Origin of the sequence: Pseudomonas sp. B21-059, assembly GCF_026016285.1 — a bacterium.
Taxonomy (GTDB): domain Bacteria; phylum Pseudomonadota; class Gammaproteobacteria; order Pseudomonadales; family Pseudomonadaceae; genus Aquipseudomonas; species Aquipseudomonas danubii.
In genome coordinates this window covers 1,819,745-1,842,335 of the sequence record NZ_CP087201.1, presented here as the reverse complement: position 1 = coordinate 1,842,335, position 22,591 = coordinate 1,819,745, and the positions used below count along the sequence as shown (strand labels likewise).

The window sequence follows — 22,591 nt, the reverse complement described above, 5'->3', positions numbered from 1 at the left end:
CTCAACGGCGCTCGATCGGCTCGATCACTTGCAGCGCCAGGTTGCCCTTGTGGGAACCCAGCTTGACCTTGAACGACGGTACGCCGTTGGCACGCATGATCATGTCTTCCGGCAGTTCCACCGGGATCACATCGCCCGGCTGCATGTGCAGGATGTCCCGCAAGCGCAACTGACGACGGGCCACGGTGGCGCTCAGCGGCACTGCCACATCCAGCACGTCCTCGCGCAGTGCCTTGCTCCAGCGCTCGTCCTGGTCATCCAGGTCAGACTGGAAGCCGGCGTCGAGCATTTCGCGGATTGGCTCGATCATCGAGTACGGCATGGTCACGTGCAGGTCGCCGCCACCGCCATCGAGTTCGATGTGGAAGGTCGACACCACGATGGCTTCGCTGGGGCCGACGATGTTGGCCATGGCCGGGTTCACTTCCGAGTTTATGTACTCGAAGTTGACCGGCATGATCGCCTGCCAGGCTTCCTTCAGATCGACGAAGGCCTGCTCCAGCACCATGCGCACCACCCGCAGCTCGGTAGGCGTGAATTCACGCCCTTCGATCTTCGCGTGGCGGCCGTCGCCGCCGAAGAAGTTGTCCACCAGTTTGAACACCAGCTTGGCGTCGAGAATGAACAGCGCCGTGCCACGCAGCGGCTTGATCTTCACCAGGTTGAGGCTGGTGGGCACATACAGCGAGTGCACGTACTCACCAAACTTCATAACCTGCACGCCACCTACCGCCACATCGGCGGAACGACGCAGCATGTTGAACATGCTGATCCGGGTATAGCGGGCGAAACGCTCGTTGATCATTTCCAGGGTCGGCATGCGTCCGCGGACGATGCGATCCTGGCTGGTCAGGTCGTAGCTTTTGACACTGCCGGGCTCGGCAGCGTGTTCGGTCTGTACCAGACCGTCGTCGACGCCATGGAGCAGCGCATCGATCTCATCCTGGGACAGCAGGTCCTGCACGGCCATGTCGTGTTCCTACTGCAGTACGAAGTTAGTAAAGAGCAACTGCTCGACCACCACTTTGCCCACCTCTTTCTGCGCCACTTCCTGGACGCTGGCAGTGGCCTTCTGGCGGAGCATTTCCTGGCCAACCGGAGTCGCCAGGGTGTCGAAACTCTGTCCTGAGAACAGCATCACCAGGTTGTTGCGGATCACCGGCATGTGCACTTTCAGCGCATCCAGGTCGGCCTGGTTGCGCGCCAGCAGGGTAATGCTCACCTGCATATAGCGCTGACGACCGTTCTGCGTGAAGTTGACGACGAAGGCCGGGGCCATGGGCTCGTAGATCGCTGCCGGCTTGACGTTGCTGGCGGTTTCCGCAACCGGCGCAGGCTTGCTCTGAGCACTGTGCATGAAGTACCAGGTGGCGCCGACCGACAAGCCGATGGCCAGCAACAACGCCAGAACAATCAAGAGGATAAGCTTGAGTTTGCTTTTCCCTGCGGTGGGTTTTTCTGCTGCTTCGCTCTTCGCCATGCCAATAATCCGTCACTATTCGGGGGTTCACAGTCGCACGGCAAGGCAAGAGCAAGTGTTATGCCAGATTTGTCCGAAATGGGGGGATAAGCAGCGGGGAAGGAGAAGCAAGGGGCATGGCGAGCTCTCTCGGCCACGCCCCCTCTGTCACTCAATCAGGCGTAATAGTCCACAGCGCTGGTGCCAATCACGGTCTGCACCGGGGCAGCCACTTCAGCCACGCCATGGGGCAACTCTTCGTCGCCACCGTCCAGGCGCGTGCCACTGGTGCTGGAACCACTCCTGCGGTTCTGCTCCTGCTGCGCCTGTTCCTGACCCTGCCAGCCGCGAGACTGGTCGGAAACGTTGACGTCCACCTGCCCCAACCCCTGCTGGCTGAACATGTCTCGCATACGGTGCATCTGCCCTTCCAGGGCCTCACGGACACCGGCATGGGCACTCATGAAGGTCACCTGGGTCTGCTGATCAGGAATCATGTGTACGCGAATATCCAGGCGTCCCAGCTCCGCAGGTTGCAACTGAATGTCCGCCGACCTGAGGTTGGCGCTGGACAGGTACATCACCCGATTGACCACTTCATCGGTCCAACCGCTCTGGTGCATGGCCAGCGGCTGGTTGACCGGCACCGCATTGGCGGTCTTCGGCGTCGCGGCCTGAGTCAGGGCCGCCAGACGATTGGCGAAATCATCCACCCGGGTATCGCTGGAAGCCCCCTTGAGGTCTTTCAGGCCGTCGGCAATCAGGCCAGTGAAGGCCTTTTCGCCGCCCTGCTCGGTGCTGTTCTTGCTAGTGTGCTGCTCAAGCATGCCGGCCATGCCATTGGCGAAGTTCTGCACCGACGTCAACTGACCGTCGGCATCGGCATTCGCAGGTGCAGCCTTGGGCTGAGACTGACTGGAAGCCGAGACATGCCCGCCTTGCTCCATGGCCAGACGCAGCGCTGGCAAGGCATCCAGCGGATCAGCCTCAGGATCGAAGGCCTCCTTGGGCGGCTCCGCCACAGGCGCCACCGTCGCCACTACCGCTGCCACCACCCCAGCGGGCGGCGCCACGGGCACTTCCACCTGAGGTTGCGCAGCCACTACCGGCGGCGGCACTTCAGCAACCTGGGGTTGCGGCTGGATCGCCGGCAACAGACTCGGGTCCACCGGCGCCGGATCCACCGAGGCGTCGGCCTGCGTGGTATCGGCCGGCTTGCTGTCATCACTGGCGGCAGTGGCGGGCTTGCTGTCGCTGCTCACCGGCTTATCGGCAGGCAAGGTTTTGCCGCTATCGGCAACCGCCGGCTGCGGCGCGGCAGACTGATCGCTGGCAACATCCTTCTTCGGACTGTTGTCGACGCTCTTGTCCCGTACGGGCTTGGGCGAGTTGTCGGCGAGGGCCGGCGACTTGTTCTGCGGCTTGCTCTGAGACTCCTTGGCATAGAGCTGCGCGAAGCTGGACGCCTTGTCCCCAGGCTCGGCAACGCTTGCCAGAGGGCTGGCAGGGGCCGCTTGAGTCTTGGACTTAGCGTTGGCCTGAGCTGTGGCCTGAAGAAGCGAATTAGGGGTAACAGCCATGGGACAGTCTCCGCTGCACGGGGATCAAAGGTACAGTTCAGAGACTTGACTGCAAAGGTCGAGCCAGCTTTATCAACCTGCTGACAAAAGGTCGTTTCTCAGCAGTGGAAGCGCTGCAATTCCTGCTCGCACAAGCGCCGGACAATGGCGAACTCGCCATCGATCTCCCCCACCAGCTGGCGAATGCCATCAACGGCAGACTGTCCGGCCCGCACCTCAAGCTCATGACAGAGCTCAGCCAGGCGGATCGCCCCCATATTGCTGCTACTGCCCTTGAGACTGTGGGCGGTCGCCACTAGCTGCAGAGCATCCTCGGACTTGCGCAACAGCCGCACTCGTTCCTCGGAGTCGCAGACGAAAGTGTCCAGCAGGACGGGGTATTCATCCTCCATGACTTCCTGCAATGCGTTGAGCACCGTGTGGTCCAGATGTATCTCAGCCACTTGTTCACTCCTTGATCAAGAACCCCAGGATTATGCCAGAGCCTCCCAGGAAAACTCCACGCAGACACTGCGCCCATCGTCCGCCCACACCGCCTGGCGGCTCATCTGTCGGATCAGGCTCACGCCGCGCCCCGACAAGCGCTCGGTATCGTTGGGCCGAGCCAGGATCGCCGCGACATCGAACCCCTCGCCACTGTCTTCGATCCGCACTATCAGGCGCCCTCCCGTCTCCAGGGGCTGCACCTGCAAATGCACCCGCACAAAGCCATCCTCTAGCTCCGCCAGCCTCACGGATCGCTCGCGGTAATAGCGGCTGAAGCCCTCGGCATCCCGTTTAAGCCGGGAGTCGAGCTTGAGCACACCGTGCTCCAAGGCATTGGAATAGAGTTCGGCCAGCACGCTGTACAGAGCCCCGCTCTGGGAGCGCAGGCCGTGCACCTCCAGCAACAACTGCAACAGATACGGCAAAGGATTGAAGCGCTTGAGGGTAGCGGCGCGGAACTCGAAGCTCACCGACCAATCCAGCGGACAGGACTGGCCGCTGTCGGAGTACACCGGGGCCGGCGGCGCCAGCCTGGGAAATTCTGGCAAGCCGACTTCGACCATGCTCACATCGTCCCGGGCACTGCCACCAAAGTCCTCCAGGGCCTGCTGAATCTCCTCGAACAGTCGCTCCTGCTCGCGGTTGGCGGCAAACACCCGGTGCAACCGCTCCACACCAAACAACTCATCGGCGGTGTTGCAGGTGTCGATCACCCCGTCGGACAGCAGGAATACCCGATCCCCCGGCGCCATGGGGAACACTTCAGTGCGATCTTCGAAAGCCTCGGCACTCAGCACCCCGAGGGGCAGATGTCGCGCCACCAGGGGCGTACGCGCACTGCCGGCATGACGATACAGATACCCCTCGGGCATGCCGCCATTCCACACCTCCACTGACCGTCGCTGGTTACTCAGGCACAGCAGGGTCGCACAACAGAACATATCCACCGGCAGGATGCGCTTGAGCTTGGCATTCATCTCCCGCAGGGTTTCCGGCAGTCCGTAACCCTTGGCGGTCATGCCATAAAACACCTCGGCCAGGGGCATGGCCCCAACCGCCGCTGGCAAGCCATGACCGGTGAAGTCCCCCAACAGCACATGCATGTCACCCGCCGGGGTGTAGGCCGCCAGCAGCAAATCGCCATTGAACAGCGCGTAAGGCGACTGCAGGTAGCGGATGTTCGGCGCATCCAGGCAACCGGAATGGGCGACCTTGTCGAACACCGCCTTGGCCACCCGCTGCTCGTTGAGCAAGTAATCGTGGTGACGAGTGATCTGGTCCCGCTGCGCCAGCACGGTTTCCTGCAGGCGCCGCAAACGGTCCATGGCGTTGATCTTGGCCCCCAGAATCACCGGGTTATAGGGCTTGGCCAGAAAGTCGTCGCCACCTGCCTCCAGACAGCGAGCCAGCGCCTCCCCTTCGCTCAGGGAGGTGAGGAAGATGATCGGCACCAGGGTCTCGCCCGCCAGGGTCTTGATCCGTCGCGCGGCCTCAAAGCCGTCCATCACCGGCATCATCGCGTCCATCAGCACTATGTGCGGACGCCGCTGCTCGAACAACGCCAGGGCCTCGGCCCCATTACTGGCCGCCAGCACCTGATGCCCCTGGCGCCGGATAATGCCAGACAGCAGCAAGCGGTCCGCCGCGCCATCTTCGGCGATCAGCACACACAGGGGCTCGGTCATCGAGCGCATACCGCTCAACTGATGTCGAAAAGCTTGTCGAAATTGGAGATGGCAAGGATCTTGCGCACATCCGAGTTGCTGTTGATCACCCGGACATCGGCATTGTCGCCACCGGCGTGATCACGCAACAGCAACAGCATGCCCAGGGCCGAGCTGTCGAGGTAGGTGGCTTCCTTGAGGTCCACCACGATGGACTCTGGCGTCCGGTTCAGGCGCTCATAGGATTCACGAAACTCCTGGTGGCGTCCAAAATCGAAGCGCCCCCTGATGGAAATCGTGAGTTTTTGTCCGTCCGGGGATATTTCTGTAACGACCGACATGTGACTGCTTCCTTGTCATTGACGACGTTTAAAAGGTTTAGCACCCACTGACCCGGCGAACAACCTGCAGACGAAAAATGAGCGCTCTCAATAAGGGTTCTGACGGGGCAGACGCTGGGAAAGTTCATCCAGCAGCTTCTGTTCGCGCTTGTCCTCAAGCGCTCGAGCCTCATCAATGTAACGCTGCACCAGCTTGCGCAGCCCTTCCACCCGGGCATAAGCCTGCTGCCAGGCCTCGCGCGCGCGATCGAGGTTGTTCTGATGCCAGGCAAGGCTTTGCCGCTGCTGGGCCACGGCGGTATCCAGCTGACTGAGAAAATACTGGTAGTTCATCAACCAGTGACCACTGACGCCGAGCTTGCCGCGCTCGACCCACTGTTCCTGGTAGTCGCCACGAAAACGCTCCAGGTCCCCGAGCTTGCTCTGGGCCACACGCACCTGGCCGTGAAAGTACTCCAGACGCTGGGCAGCGGTACGCTCGGCGTTTTCCGCCATGTCCACCACCGGCGCCAGACGCGCCGCACGGCTGTCGGCCATGGCCGGTTAGCCCCCCGTCGCTGGAGCGAAAAGCATTTCCAGGTGGGTCTGGCTATGACCCAGGCTGACGTTGTCGTTAAGGCCCTGGCGCAGGTAGGCAACCATCGCCGGCTGCAGGGAGATTGCGGTGTCGGTATCGCGATCGCCACCGGCGACGTAAGCGCCAACGCTGATCAAGTCCCGAGCCTGTTGATAACGCGACCACAACTGTTTGAAGTATTGCGCCCGGGCCATGTTGTCGGGGCTGATCACCGCCGGCATGACCCGGCTGATGGAGGCCTCGATATCGATGGCGGGATAATGCCCTTCTTCGGCCAGGCGCCGGGACAGCACGATATGCCCGTCGAGCACGCCCCGAGCCGAGTCGGCGATCGGGTCCTGCTGATCGTCACCCTCGGACAGCACGGTATAGAACGCGGTAATCGAACCACCACCGGCCTCGGCATTACCGGCCCGCTCCACCAGCTTGGGCAGCTTGGCGAACACCGAAGGCGGGTAACCCTTGGTGGCCGGCGGCTCGCCAATGGCCAGAGCGATTTCCCGCTGGGCCTGGGCGAAACGGGTCAGGGAATCCATCAGCAACAGGACGTTCTTGCCCTTGTCGCGAAAATACTCGGCGATCCGCGTGCAGTACATCGCCGCCCGCAAACGCATCAACGGCGCATCGTCCGCTGGCGAAGCCACCACCACTGAACGCTTGAGACCTTCTTCACCGAGAATGTGCTCGATGAACTCCTTGACCTCACGGCCCCGCTCGCCGATCAGCCCGACCACGATGATGTCGGCCTCGGTGAAGCGAGTCATCATGCCCAGCAGCACACTCTTGCCCACGCCGGTACCAGCGAACAGACCGAGGCGCTGGCCGCGACCTACCGTCAATAAACCGTTGATACTGCGAATGCCCACATCCAGCGGCTGGCTGATGGGGTCGCGCTTGAGGGGGTTGATGGTAGGACCGTCCATCGGCACCCAGTCCTCGGCACGCATGCCGCCCTTGCCATCCAGAGCGCGTCCGGCGCCATCCAGCACACGCCCGAGCATGCCCATACCCATGGGCAAGCGCCCGGTATCAGCCAGAGGGACAACCCGAGCACCAGGAGCGATCCCGGCCACGCTACCGACTGGCATCAGGAACACCTTGCTCCCGGAAAAACCCATGACTTCCGCCTCGACCTGAACCGGGTGATAGCTGTCATCGTTGATCACCAGGCAGCGGGTGCCCATGGCGGCGCGCAGGCCCTCGGCTTCAAGAGTAAGGCCGACCATGCGCAGCAGGCGGCCTTCAAGAATCGGCTGACCTGGCAGCTTGACGGCCTCGGCGTAACCTTCCAGGCGCTTGCCGAAACTGGTGCGTTCAAGGCGCATCGGGGTGTTCCGCAGGCTCGGCCTGCTCTGGAACGCTGGACTCTGCGGCGTCGACATCCGGCGCCGACGGAGTCCTTGGGCCGAGGTCCAGGCTCAGGTCAGCAGCCGCCGGGTGCAGCGACTGCTCATGCAACTGATCGGACAGTTGATCCAAGGCCTGGGTGATCCGGGTTTCGATACTGGCATCGATGCGGCTGTGCTCGGTCTCGACCCGGCAACCACCGGGCAGCAGCGCCTCGTCCTCGACGATGCGCCAGCTTTCCTCGTGCCGCTCGCGCAGGCTCTTGACCTGCTCGAAGTCCTGCGGATTGACATAAAGACGTACATTGCCAACCCCCAGCGGCAATAGCTTGAGGGCCTCGCGCATGACGTGTTCGATCTGACTGGAATCCATCACCAGCTCACGCTGGATCACCTGCCGGGTGACGTGCTTGACCAGATCCACCAGGGTTTGTTCGATCTGCGTATCTTGCTCGGCGATGGGCTCGAACAAATTGACCATCAACTGTTCGAGCGCCTGCAACTTGGCGACCAGGGCGACTTCAGCCTCCTGGCGAACCTTGAGCGTGGTGCTGTGGAAGCCTTCCTTCTCGCCGGTGGCGAAACCTTCGTTATAGGCTTCCTGGCGAATGCTCTCGAGCTCTTCCAGGGTCAGTGGCTGGACTTCTTCCAGCGGCACTTCCTCGATTTCTTCCGGCACCTCTTCAGGCTCCGGCTCAGGCTCGGGCGGCTCGGGATCGAAACTGGGCAGTGCCCAGACGTCAAAACCCTCGACGTCCCGGGCACGAATCAGTTCGCTTTGGGACTCATCACTGCTGGACGACATAAAGCGACCTTAGATCATTTCTTCGCCGCCCTTCCCACCGAGAACAATCTCTCCGGCTTCGGCCATACGGCGGGCAATAGTGAGGATTTCCTTCTGCGCAGTTTCCACGTCGCTGACGCGAACCGGGCCCTTGGCTTCCAGGTCGTCGCGCAGCAGCTCCGCCGCACGCTTGGACATGTTCTTGAAGATCTTTTCCTTGACCCCTTCGTCCGACCCCTTGAGGGCCAGAACCAGGACATCGGAAGACACTTCGCGCAACAGGGCCTGGATACCGCGGTCATCGACATCGGCCAGGTTGTTGAACACGAACATCAGGTCTTCGATCTGACCAGACAGGTCTTCGTCGACTTCGCGGATCGAGTCCATGAGCTGGCCTTCAATCGAGCTGTCGAGGAAGTTCATGATGTCGGCTGCGCGCTTGATACCGCCCAAGGTGGTACGGGACGCGTTGGAGTTGCCGGAGAATTGCTTCTCGAGAATCTGGTTCAGCTCTTTCAGGGCCGCTGGCTGCACAGTATTGAGCGAGGAAACCCGCAGAATGATGTCCAGGCGCGCCTTGTGGTCGAAGTTGCCCAGCACCTCACCGGCCTGATCCGGATCGAGGTAAGCCACCACGATGGCCTGGATCTGCGGGTGCTCGTAACGGATCACGTCGGCCACGGCCCGTGGCTCCATCCACTTCAGGCTGTCGAGGCCACTGGTGTTGCCACCCAGGAGGATACGGTCGATCAGGCCATTGGCCTTGTCTTCGCCCAGGGCCTGGGTAAGCATTTTGCGCACGTAGTCATCGGAACCGACGCCGAGACTGGTTTGATCGCCGACAATGTCGACGAACTCGCTCATCACCTGCTCGACCTGCTCACGGTGCACGTTGCCCATTTGCGCCATGGCCACACCCACACGCTGAACCTCTTTGGGCCCCATGTGGCGCAGCACTTGCGCGGCATCGGTGGAACCCAGGGACAGCAGCAGAATCGCGGCTTTGTCGACCCGGGTCAGTTTGGCGGTAGCGGCTCGGTTATCACTCATCTGCGTTAATCCACTCTTTCACGACCTGAGCCACACGACCCGGGTCTTCAGCCACCAGACTCTTGATTGCGTTCAACTGAGCGTCATAACCCTCGCTCGGGCTCGGCAGCAGAATGCTTTGCGGACCGCCCAGGCTGACGCGGTCGTTGGCCAGCTCGCCGTCCAGGCCGCCCATGCCGCCCAGCTCGACGTCGCTGCCCAGCCCTGCCAGTTCCTTGTTCTTGCCGCCGCCAGTGATGTTGTTGAGCACCGGGCGCAGCACGCCGAACACCAGCACCAGGATGAACAACACGCCCAGCACTTGCTTGACGATGTCCCAGAACCACGGCTGCGAGTAGAACGGAATGTCGGCGATCACTTCCCCACGCTCGGCGGAGAACGGCACGTTGATTACGCTGACACTGTCGCCACGGCTGGCATCGAAGCCCACTGCGTCCTGCACCAGGCGAGTGAAGCGCGCCAATTCATCGGCGCTCCAGGGAGCGCGACTGGTTTCGCCGTTGGCCGGGTTGACCTTGACCTGATCATCCACCACCACCGCTACCGACAGGCGATTGAGACGCCCCTGCTGTTGCTTGGTGTGGCTGATGGAACGATCGAGTTCGAAGTTCTTGGTGGATTGTTGACGCTTGTCCGACGGGTACGGTGCCAGCATCGGCTGGCCGGTAGCCGGATCCATGATCTGCTGACCGTTGGCGTCCAACAGCGGCTGACCTGGCTGCACCATGCCCGCGGCGGCGGTAGCGCCACCGGTGGTTTGCGGCGCCGAAGCCGGCGAAGGCGGCTGGTTGCTCAGAGCACCCGGAACGCCTTGCGGACCATTGCTGCTGGAGCGCTGCTCGTTGACCGACTGCTCGCTGCGCAAGGCCGGCTGGTCCGGGTTGAACTGTTCCGAAGTGGATTCAACGGCGCTGAAGTCGACATCCGCCGAGACCTCAGCCTTGTAACGATCGTTGCCCAGCACTGGCTGCAGGATGTTGTGCACCCGCTGGGTCAGCATGCCCTCCAGGCGACGACTGTAGTCGAACTGCTTGCCAGCCATGGTCAGCGCGGAGTTTTCCGCTTGATCGGAGAGCAGGTTGCCCTTCTGGTCGACCACTGTGACTTGGGACTTGCTCAATTCGGGGACGCTGGTAGCCACCAGGTTAACGATGGCCATGACCTGGCCTGGCTCCAGGGAGCGGCCGGAGTACAGCTCTACCAGTACCGAAGCACTGGGCTTGCGCTCGTCGCGCACGAACACCGAGCTTTTGGGAATCGCCAGGTGCACCCTGGCGCCCTTGACATTGTTCAGGCTGGAGATGGTACGGGCCAGCTCGCCTTCCAGGCCGCGACGATAACGGGTCGCTTCCATGAACTGGCTGGTGCCCAGGCCTTGCTCTTTATCAAGGATCTCGAAGCCGACGTTGCCGTCACCCGGCGCCACACCGGCGGCAGCCAGTTTAAGGCGGGCACGAGACAGGTCATCGGCCTTGACCAGCAAGGCACCGGAATTGGGCTCGACGGTGTAAGGAATGTCGGCAGAGGCCAGGGTGTCCATGACTTGCTTGGCGTCCATCCCGGCCAGGCTGCCGTACAGCGGCCGGTAATCGGGCTGCTGGGACCACAGCACCACGGCAAAGCCGATCGCCACGCTGGCGGCCAGGCCTACCAACAGGCCAACCTGACGCAGCATGGTCATCTGGGACAGGTTTTCCAGGAAGGACAAACCGAACAGCGGCGGTTTACCGTCTATCGGGGTGGCCTTGGCCGGTACGTTATCGGCGACTGCTTCTGCCATGACTCAATCTCGTCCTTAAACCGGCATCTGCATGATGTCTTGATACGCTTGAACCAGCTTGTTACGAACCTGGGTCAAGGCTTGAAAAGACACGCTGGCCTTTTGCGAGGAAATCATCACATCCGTCAGGTCCACACCGCTTTTGCCGATCTCGAAGGCACTGGCCAACTGATTGGACGCCTTCTGGGTGTCGTTGACCTTGTTCACGGCCTGGCCAAGCATGTCAGCGAAACTGCTGCCGCTGACCTCTGCCACTGCGGCGGATTTAGGCTGCGACATCGCGTCCATTTGCATGGCCCGCATATCCAGCATCAACCGATTAAATTCAACACCTTGGCTCATGGTCTACTCTCTCTGACGACCCGCAATTTTTTGACGCTCACCGTGCGGTTAGTGAGGTGTTAGCAACAAGGGTGCCAGCTCCATGGCCCAACTCGACAAAAGCCCATCCAGGACTTTGCATATCAGTAATCAGGTCGCAAACAGATAGGCCTCGACGTCCATTCCGGCGTCACGCATCTGCGCCAATTTGTAACGCAGGGTGCGCGGACTGATCCCCAGACGCTCCGCCGCCTCCTTGCGCCGCCCACGCTCGGAACGCAGGGTATCGATGATCATCTGAAATTCCCGGCGCCGCAGATCATCCCCCAGGCCACCCGACTCCTGAGGCACGCCCTCATCCTCGCCGACCACGCCGCGCAACGCCGACTGACCGGCAGGAGCCAGAGCCGGCAGGGGTGCACAGGCCACCGGCCCGGCCAGGCAGAAATCTTCCGGCTGGATCAGGCCGCCCTGCTGCAGGATCAATGCCCGCTGCAAAGCGTTATCCAACTCCCGGACGTTGCCCGGCCATGGATAGGCCAGCAGACACGCTTGCGCCTCAGCCGAGAGCCTGGCGGCGGCATGTTTCATTTTATTGACGTGTTTGGCCAGCAGACGCTCGGCCAGCGGCAAGATATCGGCGGTACGCTCGCGCAATGGTCTCCAGGCCAGAGGAAACACCGAAAGACGGTAATACAGATCCTCGCGGAAGCGCCCGGCCGCCACCTCTCCTGCCAAGTCGCGGTTCGTGGTGGCCACGACCCGAATATCCAGAGCGATAGGCTTACGCGCCCCCACCCGCTCCACTTCACGTTCCTGCAACACCCGTAGCAACTTCGCCTGCAGCCCCAGGGGCATTTCGGAAATTTCGTCCAGGAGAATAGTGCCGCCGTCGGCCTGCTCGAACTTGCCAGGCTGCGCGGCGATAGCCCCCGTGAAAGAACCCTTCTCATGCCCGAACAAGGTGGCTTCGAGCATGTTGTCGGGAATCGCCGCACAGTTGATGGCGATAAAGGGCTGGTTACTTCGATGGGAATGCTGATGGATGTAACGCGCCAACACTTCCTTGCCCGTGCCGGACTCGCCGGAAATCAGCACAGTGGAATCACTACGGGCCACGCGCGCGGCCAGTTCCAGCAATTGCGCACTGGCAGGCTCAAAGGCTACAGGCCCCTCATCCTCGCCCGCCCCCAGGCAACCCAGGGCATGGCGCGCCACCAATTCCAGCAGGGCACGAGGCTCAAAGGGCTTGACCAGATAATCGGCAGCGCCTTGACGCATGGCCTCCACGGCTCGCTCGACGGCGCCATGGGCAGTCATCAGCAATACCGGCAACTGCGGTTGGCGGGCACGCAACAGACCCAACAACTGATGACCATCCATGCCAGGCATGTTGACATCGCTGACCACCAGGCTGAAGGACTCCACGGCGACCGCTTCCAGCGCCTCTTCCGCACTGCCGACCGCCTTGTAGTCATGACCGGCCAGCAGCAGAGTGTCCGCCAGGGCCTCGCGCAACGCGCGATCGTCTTCAACCAGTAGAACCTTGATTGCCATTACCTTCACTCCACTCCATGAGCACTGGAGAACAGAGGCAATGTCACCAGCGCACAAGTACCGCGCCCAGGACGGGAACGCAGCGACAATTCTCCCTGATGCGCACGAGCCACCGCCTTGACCACCGTCAGGCCAAGCCCGGTCCCATTGGCCTTGGTGGTGAAAAACGGCTCTCCCAGACGCTCCAGCACCGCCGCATCGATACCACTACCACTGTCACTGATGCACAGCCGCAAGGTGTCACCACGACTGTACAGGTGTACCTTGAGCCGCGCCGCGCCGGCACTGGCTTGCACGGCATTTTCGATCAGGTTGAGCAAGGCACCCACCAGGGTGTCGCGATTGCACAGCAACTCTCCCTGATGACTGTCGCACTGCCAGCGCACGGCAACATCCTGGACATGGGTCAGGGCCGCGGCCTGCAGTGATTGCAGCAGCGACTTGGGAGTCAGGCGATCAGTGAGGGGCAGCTCACCACGAGCGAACACCAGCATGTCGCGCACCTGGTGCTCCAGCTCGTGCAGTCGCTCCTTGAGGCGCCCAGCGAAACGCTGATGAGTGGCCACTGGCAGTTCATGCTCGGTGAGGTGACTGGCATACAACAGGGCCGCCGAGAGCGGCGTGCGAATCTGATGCGCCAGAGAAGCGACCATCTTGCCCAGGGAGGACAGGCGCTCGTGACGGGCCAGTTGATCCTGCAGATGACGGGTTTCAGTCAAATCGTTAAGCAGCACCAGTTGCCCGGGTTCGGCATCCAGTGACCGGGTAGCGATCGATAGGCGCCGGCCATCGCGCAGGGATATTTCATGACCGTCATCCTCGCGGGGCGCAAAGCTGCGGGCGATGATGTTGCGCCACAACTGCCCTTCCAGCGGCAGCCCCAGCAAATCACACGCCGCCGGGTTGGCCTCGCTGACGATACCCTGGCCATCGATGACGATGACGCCACCGGGCAACAGGTCGAGAAGGTTTTGCAGACGGTTGGCCAGACGCTCTTTTTCCGCCAGCTCCTGCATCCGCTGGGCACTGACCACAGCCAACTCGCCCTTGAGCTCAGTCACCCGAGCCTCAAGCATGCTGTAGGAGTCAGTAAGTTGGCTCGACATCTGGTTGAACAAGGCGAAGGCCTGCTCAAGACCCAGCCGGCTTGCCTGCTCTACGGACGACGATTGCCCCGAAGTATCAGGGGCAGGAGACATCTGGGCGGCTTGGGGCATCGTGCTTTCTCGCGTGGCTGACCGTCAGTTAAACGGAACGTTGCAAGAGACTTAGCAATACCCGTGCCTAAAAAAAACCGCCCTTTTTTCAACAACTTGAAAAACAGGCGTCAATCATCCGCCTGTTCATCACCTTCACGACGACTCATGCCGTACTTGCGCATCTTCTCCACCAGGGTGGTGCGACGAATGCGCAGGCGTTCTGCGGCCCGAGCCACAATGCCATTGGCATCGTCCAGCGCTTGCTGGATCAGACCCTGCTCCAGGCTACCGAGGTAATCCTTCAGATCCAGGCCTTCCGGCGGCAGCATGGCGGTGGCAGCAAAGTCCGGCGCATGGCCATTGATCGCCACGCGCTCTTCAAGGTCGCTGCGCAGGCTGTCCACCAACTGCTCGTCTTCATCATCGACATAGCGGAATTTCTTGGGCAGCTCGACCACACCGATCACACCGTACGGATGCATGATCGCCATGCGCTCCACCAGGTTCGCCAGTTCGCGGACGTTACCCGGCCAGCCATGCCGGCACAGGGACATGATGGCCGCGGAGTTGAAGCGGATCGAACCGCGCTTCTCATGCTCCATGCGCGAGATCAACTCGTTCATCAGCAGCGGAATGTCTTCCACTCGCTCACGCAACGGCGCCATCTCGATGGGGAACACGTTGAGGCGGTAGTACAGATCCTCACGGAAACTGCCCACTTCAATCATGCTTTCAAGGTTTTTATGGGTGGCTGCGATGATTCGCACATCGACACCCTGGGTCTTGTTGCTACCTACGCGCTCGAAGGTACGCTCCTGCAGCACCCGCAACAGCTTGACCTGCATTGGCAGCGGCATATCACCGATTTCGTCAAGGAACAGGGTGCCACCGTTGGCCAGCTCAAAGCGCCCGGCACGACTGGTAATGGCCCCGGTAAATGCGCCCTTCTCATGGCCGAACAGCTCGCTTTCCAGCAACTCTGCAGGAATGGCTCCGCAATTGACCGGAACGAATGGCGCGTCACGACGCTTGGAGTGGTAGTGCAGGTTACGAGCTACCACTTCCTTGCCGGTCCCGGACTCACCAAGGATCAGCACGCTGGCATCGGTATCAGCCACTTGCTGCATCATCTGCCGCACGTGCTGGATCGCACGACTGGTGCCTACCAGGCTGCGAAACAGGTTGGGTTCGCGGTGACGACCGCGCTCGCGGGCCTGATCGTACATTTCACGATAGACCTGGGCACGGTGCAGGGAGTCAAGCAACTTGCTGTAGCTAGGAGGCATTTCCAGAGTGGAAAGCACTCGACGACGCTGGTCTTCTGGCAAGTCGATGGAAGAATTTTCGCCCATTAACAAAACCGGAAGGAACTCATCCCAGGTTGAGAGTGTCTTTAACAGGCCCAAAAGCGCACCAGGAGCATTTACAGTCCCGATGAGGACGCAAATTACTTCACGACTTGACGACAAAGAGCCGACAGCCTGCTGCCAGTCATGGCTACCGCAGGGTAAATTTTCTTCACCGAGAAAATTTAAAATCACCGCCAAGTCGCGGCGGCGCACGCTATCGTCATCGATCAGCAGAATTTTGGTTTCACGCCACATGCAATAGCAACTTCCCTAGTCAACTCAATGCCCAGAATGAGGGGCAAGCTAGACGCGCTTTAGGCATTTTCTGCCTTATAGACGCCTGAAATCTGAAAACAGCCACTAGTTAAGTCAAAAATGCGTGCACAGTCAAATTTATGGCGCGCAACGTTCGGATTAACTCAACATTAACCGAACAAATGGTAAACCTTTGCTGCGTTCTGTGCTTGGGTGATCTGCGACATCTCGTCGACTATTGCCTGACGCTCACCGGTTGCCACCTCAAGCAGCTGCCGGTAAACACCCAGCAACTCCTCCAGATTGTCCCGCAAGGCGACCTCGTCAACCTGAGCCTCACCAAGCACATCTTCCATGCACGAGCGGCAGGCAAGATCCAACTCGCCAATGGCTTGCCAGTTGCGCTCAGCCAAGGCACCAACCAGGGCTTCGCGGGTTTCTTCGATGCGTTGCAGGACAGCACTCATGGTGTTCCTCCTTAGAACTGCGGACCCGGTGCAGCGATGGCATCCCAGCCTTCCTTGACCGTACGCAGCAGATCAGCGACCTCATCGAGAATCTTCGGATCGGTCTTGATATTGGCTTCAGCCAGACGCTTCATCATGTAGGTATAAAGACTGTCCAGATCCCCCAGGGTATCCATGGAGTTTTCCAGGTCCAGCCCCTCACGCAAGCCACCGATGATGCCAATGGCCTTGCCGATGAACACGCCCTTGTTGGCGACATCCTTGCGCTCCATCGCGCCCTTGGCCTGCGCAATACGATCCAGGCCGCCTTCCATCAGCATCTGTACCAGACGATGCGGACTGGCTTCTGAGGTCTGTGCCTGTGCACCCACCTTCTGGTACTGCCGAAGGGCTAACATCGGATTCATGTGATACCTCTTCAAAAATCAAGGGTTCGTATAAGCAATGTATCGACGCAACGTCAAAAAACTTTAGATCAAATGCAAAAGCCCGGAGCGCTGAAAAAACGCTGCCGGGCTTTTGGCGCAGGCTGGATATTAGCCTTTTTTCTGTGCGTTCAACGCTTCGAACATCGACGTGATGTTACTGGCGGTGGCCTTCAACTTGCCCACCAAAGTATCCATGTCGTTGTACTTCTTGGTCAGTACTGCGGTCAGCGTCGCCACTCGACGGTCAAGAGCATCCTGCTGATCGCTGAGCTTTTTCTTGGTGATATCCAGGGTCTTGGTCCGAGTGGTGAGAATCCCCTCGGTCATACTGCCTACGCCCTGAGTGAACGGCTTGATAGCGGAAGTCATGCGATCAAGCAGGCCCGGATTGGTGCCATCGCCGGAAAACAGCTTCTGCACCTCGCCACCGAGCTTTTTATCGGTCATGGCGGCAGTGAACTTCTTATCGTCGAAGTCCAGGGCGCCAGTCTTCTGGTTGGTGGTAATCCCCAACTGCGCCAGTACCGTCAACTTGTCACCCGCCCCCACTTCCGACAACGGCGCACGAATCGCCGCCAGAATCGAACGAGGCAGAGCGTCACCGGTCAACTGAGCAGGGACCGTCAGCTTGCCGTCGTCGTCCAGCGAGGGCTTGGTCAAGGTCGAAATACCATTGGCCACGGCGTTATAGGCATCGACAAACTTCTGAATCGAAGTTTTCAGACCCTCTGTATTGGTCGCAACAGTGATAGTGATCGGCTTATCGGTCTGGGTCGGGGCCAACAAGTTGAGCTTGAGACCGGAAACAGCCTGAGTGACGGTATTGGTCTTGCTGGTCAGTTGCATGCCATCGATTTTGAAAACCGCATCCTTGGCCAGCCCACCAATGTTGCCCGATGCAGCGGCGCCTGCCCCCATAGATTGGGTGCCGTCAATTTCCAACCCGGCGATACCACTGACAGAAATATCAGAGCCCGCACCGGTCTTGTCAGAGCCAATCACCAGACGCGAGCCGAACGAGTCAGTCACAATGTTGGCACTGATTCCGGACATGGCCATCTTGGAGTCGGCGTTGATCGAGTCACGCACCGACTGCAATGTCGCATTCGCGCCGATCGTCAGCGGATAGTTAATGCCATTTTGAGTGATGTTCAACGTACCACTCGGAATGGCACTGGTATTTCCTCCGGCAAAAGCCTTACTGGCCACTTTTGACGAAGTTGCAAGATTGGACACCTCAACAGTGTACTTGCCAGCTACCGCATAGTTGTCGGCTGTGGCATCCACAGTTTTGTTGTCGCTGGAGGTCGCCGCAAAGCCGGCAAAGGAGGGATTGACCGAACTTCCAAGCCCTGTGACCGAGAGGGTGCTCTGAAAAGTCGACAACAGCGATTGCAAGGTGCCGATACCGGAAATGCTCGCACTGTTGCTGGCAGTTGCACGGTCAATCTGACCCTGCTTGGCCGCTTTATCAGCCGCAACCAACGCCTTGACGATAGCACCGGTGTCGAGGCCGGAACCCAGACCGGTACCCGGTAGAATTGGACTTGCCATGTGTTTCTCCCTTCAGTGTGCCGCCGGTCTTTTGACCACTACAACGTCCAAAAGAACACAGCAACAAGTTTCATGCCAGCTATCAGACTTTCGCGCTGAACAGCAGACTGCTGGCGTCATTCAAGCTATTGGCCAATCTCAGCACTTCTTCGTTGGGGATCTGACGAACCACCTCACCCGAATCACTGGCAATCACCTTGACCACAACCTGGCCGGAGGGCTCGTCGATCGAGAACTCCAGATTGCGCTTGACCGACTGGACGAATTTCTCGATTTCCTGAACGGCCATCTTCAACTTGTCCTGCTCGGTCTGAGCATCTTTCTTGCTGTCCTGGCTGGCAGCCTCAACCACAGCAGGCACCACCTCTCGAGGCTTCTCCACGGGCTTGTCAGCAACGGGCGTCACCGGCTTGGCCGCTGGATAAGACAAGTTCAGCTTCACGCTCATATCCATGTCCATCACCTCTTAAAGTAAAAAAGCGAGAGAGCACGACCAGCGCACTCCCCCGCCAAAGCTTAGCCAGCTATTACTGAAGCAGTTTCAGTACAGCGGATGGCAGTTGGTTGGCCTGGGCCAGAACTGCGGTCGAAGCTTGTTGCAGAGTCTGCTGCTTGGTCAGCTGGGCAGTTTCAGCAGCGAAGTCGGTATCTTGTACGCGACCCAGTGCAGCACTGGCGTTTTCGTTGATGTTCTGCAGGTTGGAGATGGTGCTGGTCAGACGGTTCTGGGCAGCACCGAGGTCGGCACGGCTGGAGTTGATGGTCTGCAGCGCCTTGTCGATAGCGTCCATAGCAGCTTTGGTGCTGGCTTCAGCAGTGGTGCTGTCAGTACCGGTAATGGCGATGGTCGCGGAACCCACGCTCAGGGTTGCAGCGTCGAAGCCGCTGGCCAGAGTGATGGTGATCTGGTTGGTAGCGCCAGTGTTGGAACCAACCTGGAAGGTCATGGTGCCAGCAGTACCGTCGATCAGGTTCTTGCCGTTCAGGTTGGTCGACTTGGCGATACGGGTCAGTTCGTCCGACATCTGAGCAAATTCTTTGTTCAGAGCAACACGGTCTTGAGTACCGTTGGAGTCGTTTCGCGACTGAACAGCCAGTTCACGCATACGCTGCAGGATGTTGGTGGATTCTTGCATCGCGCCTTCAGCGGTCTGGGCGATGGAGATACCGTCGTTGGCGTTCTTGATCGCCATGGTCTGACCACGGATCTGCGAAGTCATACGGGTAGCGATCTGCAGGCCGGCGGCGTCGTCTTTTGCACTGTTGATTTTCAGGCCGGAAGACAGGCGAGTCATCGAAGTCGACAGAGCGTCGGAAGCGCGGTTCAGGTTCTTCTGAACGTTCAACGACGTTACGTTAGTGTTTACTGTTAAAGCCATGACGAATTCCTCGTTGGTTGGGTACTGCGGCTTCCGGCCCTGGCAACCGCCGGGTAATGGCCTAGAGAACCTTCGTAATAGTTATCGTCGCCAATGCAAGTTGCTTTAGGGCTTTTTCAAAAATATTTGCCATCACCCTGCCACCCCTTGGAAAACAAGGGGTTAAGCCCATCAACAAGCGAAAAAATGACGCCAGAAAACCCACGCAAAAACCAACTTTGAGCCCTCAGATGGGATACCTCGTCAACCGTCGAGCCCAACCTGCAGCCAATCCAACATTTCATATTCAAGATAATCAGCCAGACCCAACCAGTTCTGCATTTCCTGGCAGGCCAGCATCAGGCCCAGCAGCCGAGCCCAGTCCTGCTGAACCGAAACCGGCGCACTGTCCACCCACAGCTGTATGGGCTCGAACAACTCCACCATGCCCCCTACAGCTTCTACATCCCGGCCCAGCCGGAACAGATCGGCAACTTCCCGCGCACGATCAAACACAGGCTCAAGTCGCGTCATTGAACAAAGTCCCCATGGAAGGTGGTGCCCAGGATCATCGCGCCACTGCGACTGGTATTGAAGAACGCCACTTCAGGCCGACTCGCGATGTAACGCTCCAGCTCGCACAGATAGCTGCGAAAGTTGAGCTGAGTCTTGACCCGCTGTCCGTAACCGTCCATCACCCAATGCCGGGCCACGCCGGCCTGAGGCCCGAGATCACCGTCCTGCCAACCGGCGTGAGTACGATTCTGAGGAAAAGCGAAATCAGCACCAAACAGAGTGATCCGCCTCCCTCCCATCTTCACCGCGAGGTCCACGGCCGGATGAATCACGCTGCCTCCGGCATGCAACTGCGCCCGCGGCAACCGCTGGCGCAACGCCTGGAATACTGGACTGGAGGAATAGCCCACATACCGCGGCCCTTGCCAACCTTCAAGAACCAGCGGGTCCGCCAGGGGCATATAGACCAGGACGACGCCTTCACTGCCCTGGCCCGGCAGGTGCCGCGTGGAGATTCGCTGATCGATACTGACCACCAGGTCCACCCGGATGCCTTGCTTGAGCAGAGGCAGATAGGCCGTATCCACACAGATCAACAACGGTCGCTCAGGTTGTCCGGCCACGGCCCGCAATGCCGGGTAATGCTGTTCCAGACTTGGCCCCGTAGCGATCACGAACACCTCGCGCCCAGGGTGAAGATCGAACAGTTCGGCAACATCTCGATCCGCCCCAACCCAGGGCTCGATGGCAGCCAGGCGCGCGGCGATATCCGGCGTATCGGCCGAAAACAAACGATTGTTGAAGGACAGATGGGTCTCGCTGATCAGCCGATCACGAATCTTCGCGTTGTAGTCATCGGCCAGCACCAGCTCGGCCGGCAGGGCAAAGAACGGCAGTTGAATCTCCGGCAGATCGCCGGCATACAGCAACTCGACCCGCGGATCGGCCAGCCAGTCCTGCTGATCAAGCAGTTGCAGCACCAGCCTGAACACCGCGCCATTGAGGATGTGCACGTACAGGCGCTTCAGCTCCGGCCGCTGGAGCAACGCCAGTTGCAGATCCCCCAAGCCACAGCCGTACAGATGCAGGACCGGCGCCTCAGGCAGGCTGGAGGCCTGGGTATGCGCCTCACGGGTACGATCATGACGACTGGTGAGCTGAATACCTGCAATGCTCAGGGTCGAGCCCAGCCCCTCAACCAGATCGGCCTGCAACGCACCACTGTCTTCAGCCTGCAGCCGCTCCAGCAGCACCGGCCAGCGCTCGCCCAAGATCCGGGCATTGTGTTCCAAGCTGTCGCTCATGCTGCCTCGCTTATCACTCGCGCAAAAAAATAGCGCTCAAGATTACACCTTGAGCGCTACGTGTGCCGCCGGAAGCTGAGCGTCAGGAGCGATAGATAATCGCCGACCCCCAGGACAAGCCAACGCCGAAACCACTCAAAGCCACGCGCTTCCAGCTGGAGTCGAACATGTGCTTTTCCAGCAGCAGCGGAATGCTCGAGGAAACCGTGTTACCGGTTTCCACCATGTCCTTGATGAACTTGTCCGGATCGCCCTCGAAACGCCGGGCCACGGCGTCGACAATCGCGGCACTGCCCTGGTGAATGCAGAAGGCATCGATATCGTCAGGCTGCAAGCCCGACTCGGCCAGCAACTCGTGCAAGTGGGCAGGTACCTTGAGCAGCGCGAAGTTGAACACCTGGCGGCCATTCATGAAGAACACGCCGTCGCTGACTTTCAGGTGCGGAGCACCGGAGCCATCGGTGCCGAACTTGGCCTTGCCCAACTGCCAGGTAGCGCCCTCACCCAGCCAGGTGGCGGTGGCGGCATCGCCGAACAGCATGGTGGTGTTGCGGTCTTCAGGATCGACGATCTTCGAATAAGGATCGGCGGTCACCAACAGGCCGTTCTTCAGGCCCGCAGCTTCCATGAAGCCCTTGATGGCGTAGATACCGTAGACATACCCGGAACAGCCCAGCGAAATATCGAAAGCCGCCACTGTGGTCGGCAGACCCAGTTTGTCCTGAACGATCGCGGCAGTGTGAGGCAGCCCCTCCTCGTCACCGTTCTGGGTGACCACGATCAATACGTCGATAGCTTCACGCTTGAGTTCCGGGTTGCTGGCGAACAGGGCATTGACCGCTTCGACACACAGATCGGAAGTCTCTTGCCCATCGTCTTTGCGCGGCAAAAAAGCAGAACCAATCTTGCCCAGGATGAAATCTTCATCCTTGGCGAATTTTGCACCTTGTGCGTAATTGTCCACGCCGGCTACAGGCACGTAGCTCGCAATGCTTTTTATGCCAATCATTACGGCTTCCCAATAATAAACAGCTCAATACCCCCGCTCAGTCACTGAGCAGGGGCTGCCGAAAGAAACACAGATACTTGCGCCGAACACAACGGCATCGGGAAGAACCAAGGGCTATCACGGGTCCTGTCACGCAGGGCTGGCGCCATCTTCCCGGGCAATACAATACAGTGAAGATGCACGTTATGACTCACAGGTCACGCTATT

General features: G+C 59.8%; 23 protein-coding genes. All 23 read right to left on the bottom strand.

Translation table 11 applies throughout. The features are described 5' to 3' along the window. Nucleotide 1: 1 nt before the first annotated feature. Nucleotides 2-970: a flagellar motor switch protein FliM gene (fliM, locus tag LOY69_RS08325; protein WP_011059984.1), complete on the bottom strand. Its 969-nt coding sequence runs from the start codon at nt 968-970 to the stop codon at nt 2-4. A gap of 9 nt (nt 971-979) precedes the next feature. Next, nucleotides 980-1,480, bottom strand: coding sequence for a flagellar basal body-associated protein FliL (gene fliL / locus LOY69_RS08320; RefSeq protein ID WP_102864017.1), 501 nt, complete (start codon nt 1,478-1,480; stop codon nt 980-982). 155 nt (nt 1,481-1,635) lie between these two features. Continuing rightward, nucleotides 1,636-3,039, bottom strand: a complete 1,404-nt coding sequence (locus LOY69_RS08315; protein ID WP_110652163.1) for a flagellar hook-length control protein FliK — start codon at nt 3,037-3,039, stop codon at nt 1,636-1,638. A 98-nt stretch (nt 3,040-3,137) separates the two neighbouring features. Next, nucleotides 3,138-3,482, bottom strand: a complete 345-nt coding sequence (locus tag LOY69_RS08310; RefSeq protein WP_102864019.1) for an Hpt domain-containing protein — start codon at nt 3,480-3,482, stop codon at nt 3,138-3,140. A gap of 30 nt (nt 3,483-3,512) precedes the next feature. Further along, nucleotides 3,513-5,219: a fused response regulator/phosphatase gene (locus LOY69_RS08305; protein ID WP_110595159.1), complete on the bottom strand. Its 1,707-nt coding sequence runs from the start codon at nt 5,217-5,219 to the stop codon at nt 3,513-3,515. 5 nt (nt 5,220-5,224) lie between these two features. Beyond that, on the bottom strand, nt 5,225-5,530 hold the full coding sequence (locus LOY69_RS08300; protein WP_011059979.1) for an STAS domain-containing protein: 306 nt from the start codon (nt 5,528-5,530) through the stop codon (nt 5,225-5,227). Between the two features lie 87 nt (nt 5,531-5,617). After that, entirely contained in the window at nt 5,618-6,067 is a 450-nt protein-coding gene (fliJ, locus tag LOY69_RS08295) for a flagellar export protein FliJ (RefSeq protein ID WP_102864021.1), read from the bottom strand. A 6-nt stretch (nt 6,068-6,073) separates the two neighbouring features. After that, nucleotides 6,074-7,432, bottom strand: a complete 1,359-nt coding sequence (fliI, locus tag LOY69_RS08290; protein WP_102878860.1) for a flagellar protein export ATPase FliI — start codon at nt 7,430-7,432, stop codon at nt 6,074-6,076. Further along, entirely contained in the window at nt 7,422-8,258 is an 837-nt protein-coding gene (gene fliH / locus LOY69_RS08285; protein ID WP_102864023.1) for a flagellar assembly protein FliH, read from the bottom strand. The genes fliI and fliH overlap by 11 nt, the downstream gene beginning before the upstream one ends. Before the next feature lie 9 nt (nt 8,259-8,267). Further along, nucleotides 8,268-9,287, bottom strand: coding sequence for a flagellar motor switch protein FliG (fliG, locus tag LOY69_RS08280; RefSeq protein ID WP_011059975.1), 1,020 nt, complete (start codon nt 9,285-9,287; stop codon nt 8,268-8,270). Then, nucleotides 9,280-11,067 (bottom strand): flagellar basal-body MS-ring/collar protein FliF, encoded by a 1,788-nt coding sequence (gene fliF, locus LOY69_RS08275; protein ID WP_102864024.1) that lies wholly within the window; start codon nt 11,065-11,067, stop codon nt 9,280-9,282. Before fliF ends, fliG begins: the two co-directional genes overlap by 8 nt. Before the next feature lie 15 nt (nt 11,068-11,082). After that, nucleotides 11,083-11,409, bottom strand: a complete 327-nt coding sequence (gene fliE / locus LOY69_RS08270; RefSeq protein ID WP_102864025.1) for a flagellar hook-basal body complex protein FliE — start codon at nt 11,407-11,409, stop codon at nt 11,083-11,085. A gap of 129 nt (nt 11,410-11,538) precedes the next feature. Further along, entirely contained in the window at nt 11,539-12,945 is a 1,407-nt protein-coding gene (locus LOY69_RS08265; protein WP_102878859.1) for a sigma-54-dependent transcriptional regulator, read from the bottom strand. A 5-nt stretch (nt 12,946-12,950) separates the two neighbouring features. Next, nucleotides 12,951-14,144, bottom strand: coding sequence for a sensor histidine kinase (locus tag LOY69_RS08260; protein WP_170001274.1), 1,194 nt, complete (start codon nt 14,142-14,144; stop codon nt 12,951-12,953). A 128-nt stretch (nt 14,145-14,272) separates the two neighbouring features. Further along, nucleotides 14,273-15,748, bottom strand: coding sequence for a sigma-54 dependent transcriptional regulator (locus LOY69_RS08255; RefSeq protein WP_011059970.1), 1,476 nt, complete (start codon nt 15,746-15,748; stop codon nt 14,273-14,275). Between the two features lie 170 nt (nt 15,749-15,918). Continuing rightward, nucleotides 15,919-16,215: a flagellar protein FliT gene (locus LOY69_RS08250; RefSeq protein WP_102864028.1), complete on the bottom strand. Its 297-nt coding sequence runs from the start codon at nt 16,213-16,215 to the stop codon at nt 15,919-15,921. 11 nt (nt 16,216-16,226) lie between these two features. Next, nucleotides 16,227-16,622, bottom strand: coding sequence for a flagellar export chaperone FliS (gene fliS, locus LOY69_RS08245; RefSeq protein WP_102878857.1), 396 nt, complete (start codon nt 16,620-16,622; stop codon nt 16,227-16,229). A gap of 129 nt (nt 16,623-16,751) precedes the next feature. Next, nucleotides 16,752-18,197 carry a flagellar filament capping protein FliD gene (gene fliD / locus LOY69_RS08240; RefSeq protein ID WP_102878856.1) on the bottom strand — a complete coding sequence of 482 codons (1,446 nt, stop codon included), beginning with the start codon at nt 18,195-18,197 and terminating at the stop codon, nt 16,752-16,754. Between the two features lie 82 nt (nt 18,198-18,279). Beyond that, on the bottom strand, nt 18,280-18,651 hold the full coding sequence (locus tag LOY69_RS08235) for a flagellar protein FlaG (RefSeq protein WP_110595156.1): 372 nt from the start codon (nt 18,649-18,651) through the stop codon (nt 18,280-18,282). Between the two features lie 73 nt (nt 18,652-18,724). Then, nucleotides 18,725-19,576 (bottom strand): flagellin domain-containing protein, encoded by an 852-nt coding sequence (locus tag LOY69_RS08230; protein WP_060838138.1) that lies wholly within the window; start codon nt 19,574-19,576, stop codon nt 18,725-18,727. 243 nt (nt 19,577-19,819) lie between these two features. Then, on the bottom strand, nt 19,820-20,089 hold the full coding sequence (locus LOY69_RS08225; RefSeq protein ID WP_102878854.1) for a hypothetical protein: 270 nt from the start codon (nt 20,087-20,089) through the stop codon (nt 19,820-19,822). Beyond that, nucleotides 20,086-21,375: a motility associated factor glycosyltransferase family protein gene (locus LOY69_RS08220; RefSeq protein ID WP_265074374.1), complete on the bottom strand. Its 1,290-nt coding sequence runs from the start codon at nt 21,373-21,375 to the stop codon at nt 20,086-20,088. Before LOY69_RS08220 ends, LOY69_RS08225 begins: the two co-directional genes overlap by 4 nt. Before the next feature lie 82 nt (nt 21,376-21,457). Next, nucleotides 21,458-22,384 (bottom strand): ketoacyl-ACP synthase III, encoded by a 927-nt coding sequence (locus LOY69_RS08215; protein WP_102864035.1) that lies wholly within the window; start codon nt 22,382-22,384, stop codon nt 21,458-21,460. Nucleotides 22,385-22,591 lie beyond the last annotated feature (207 nt).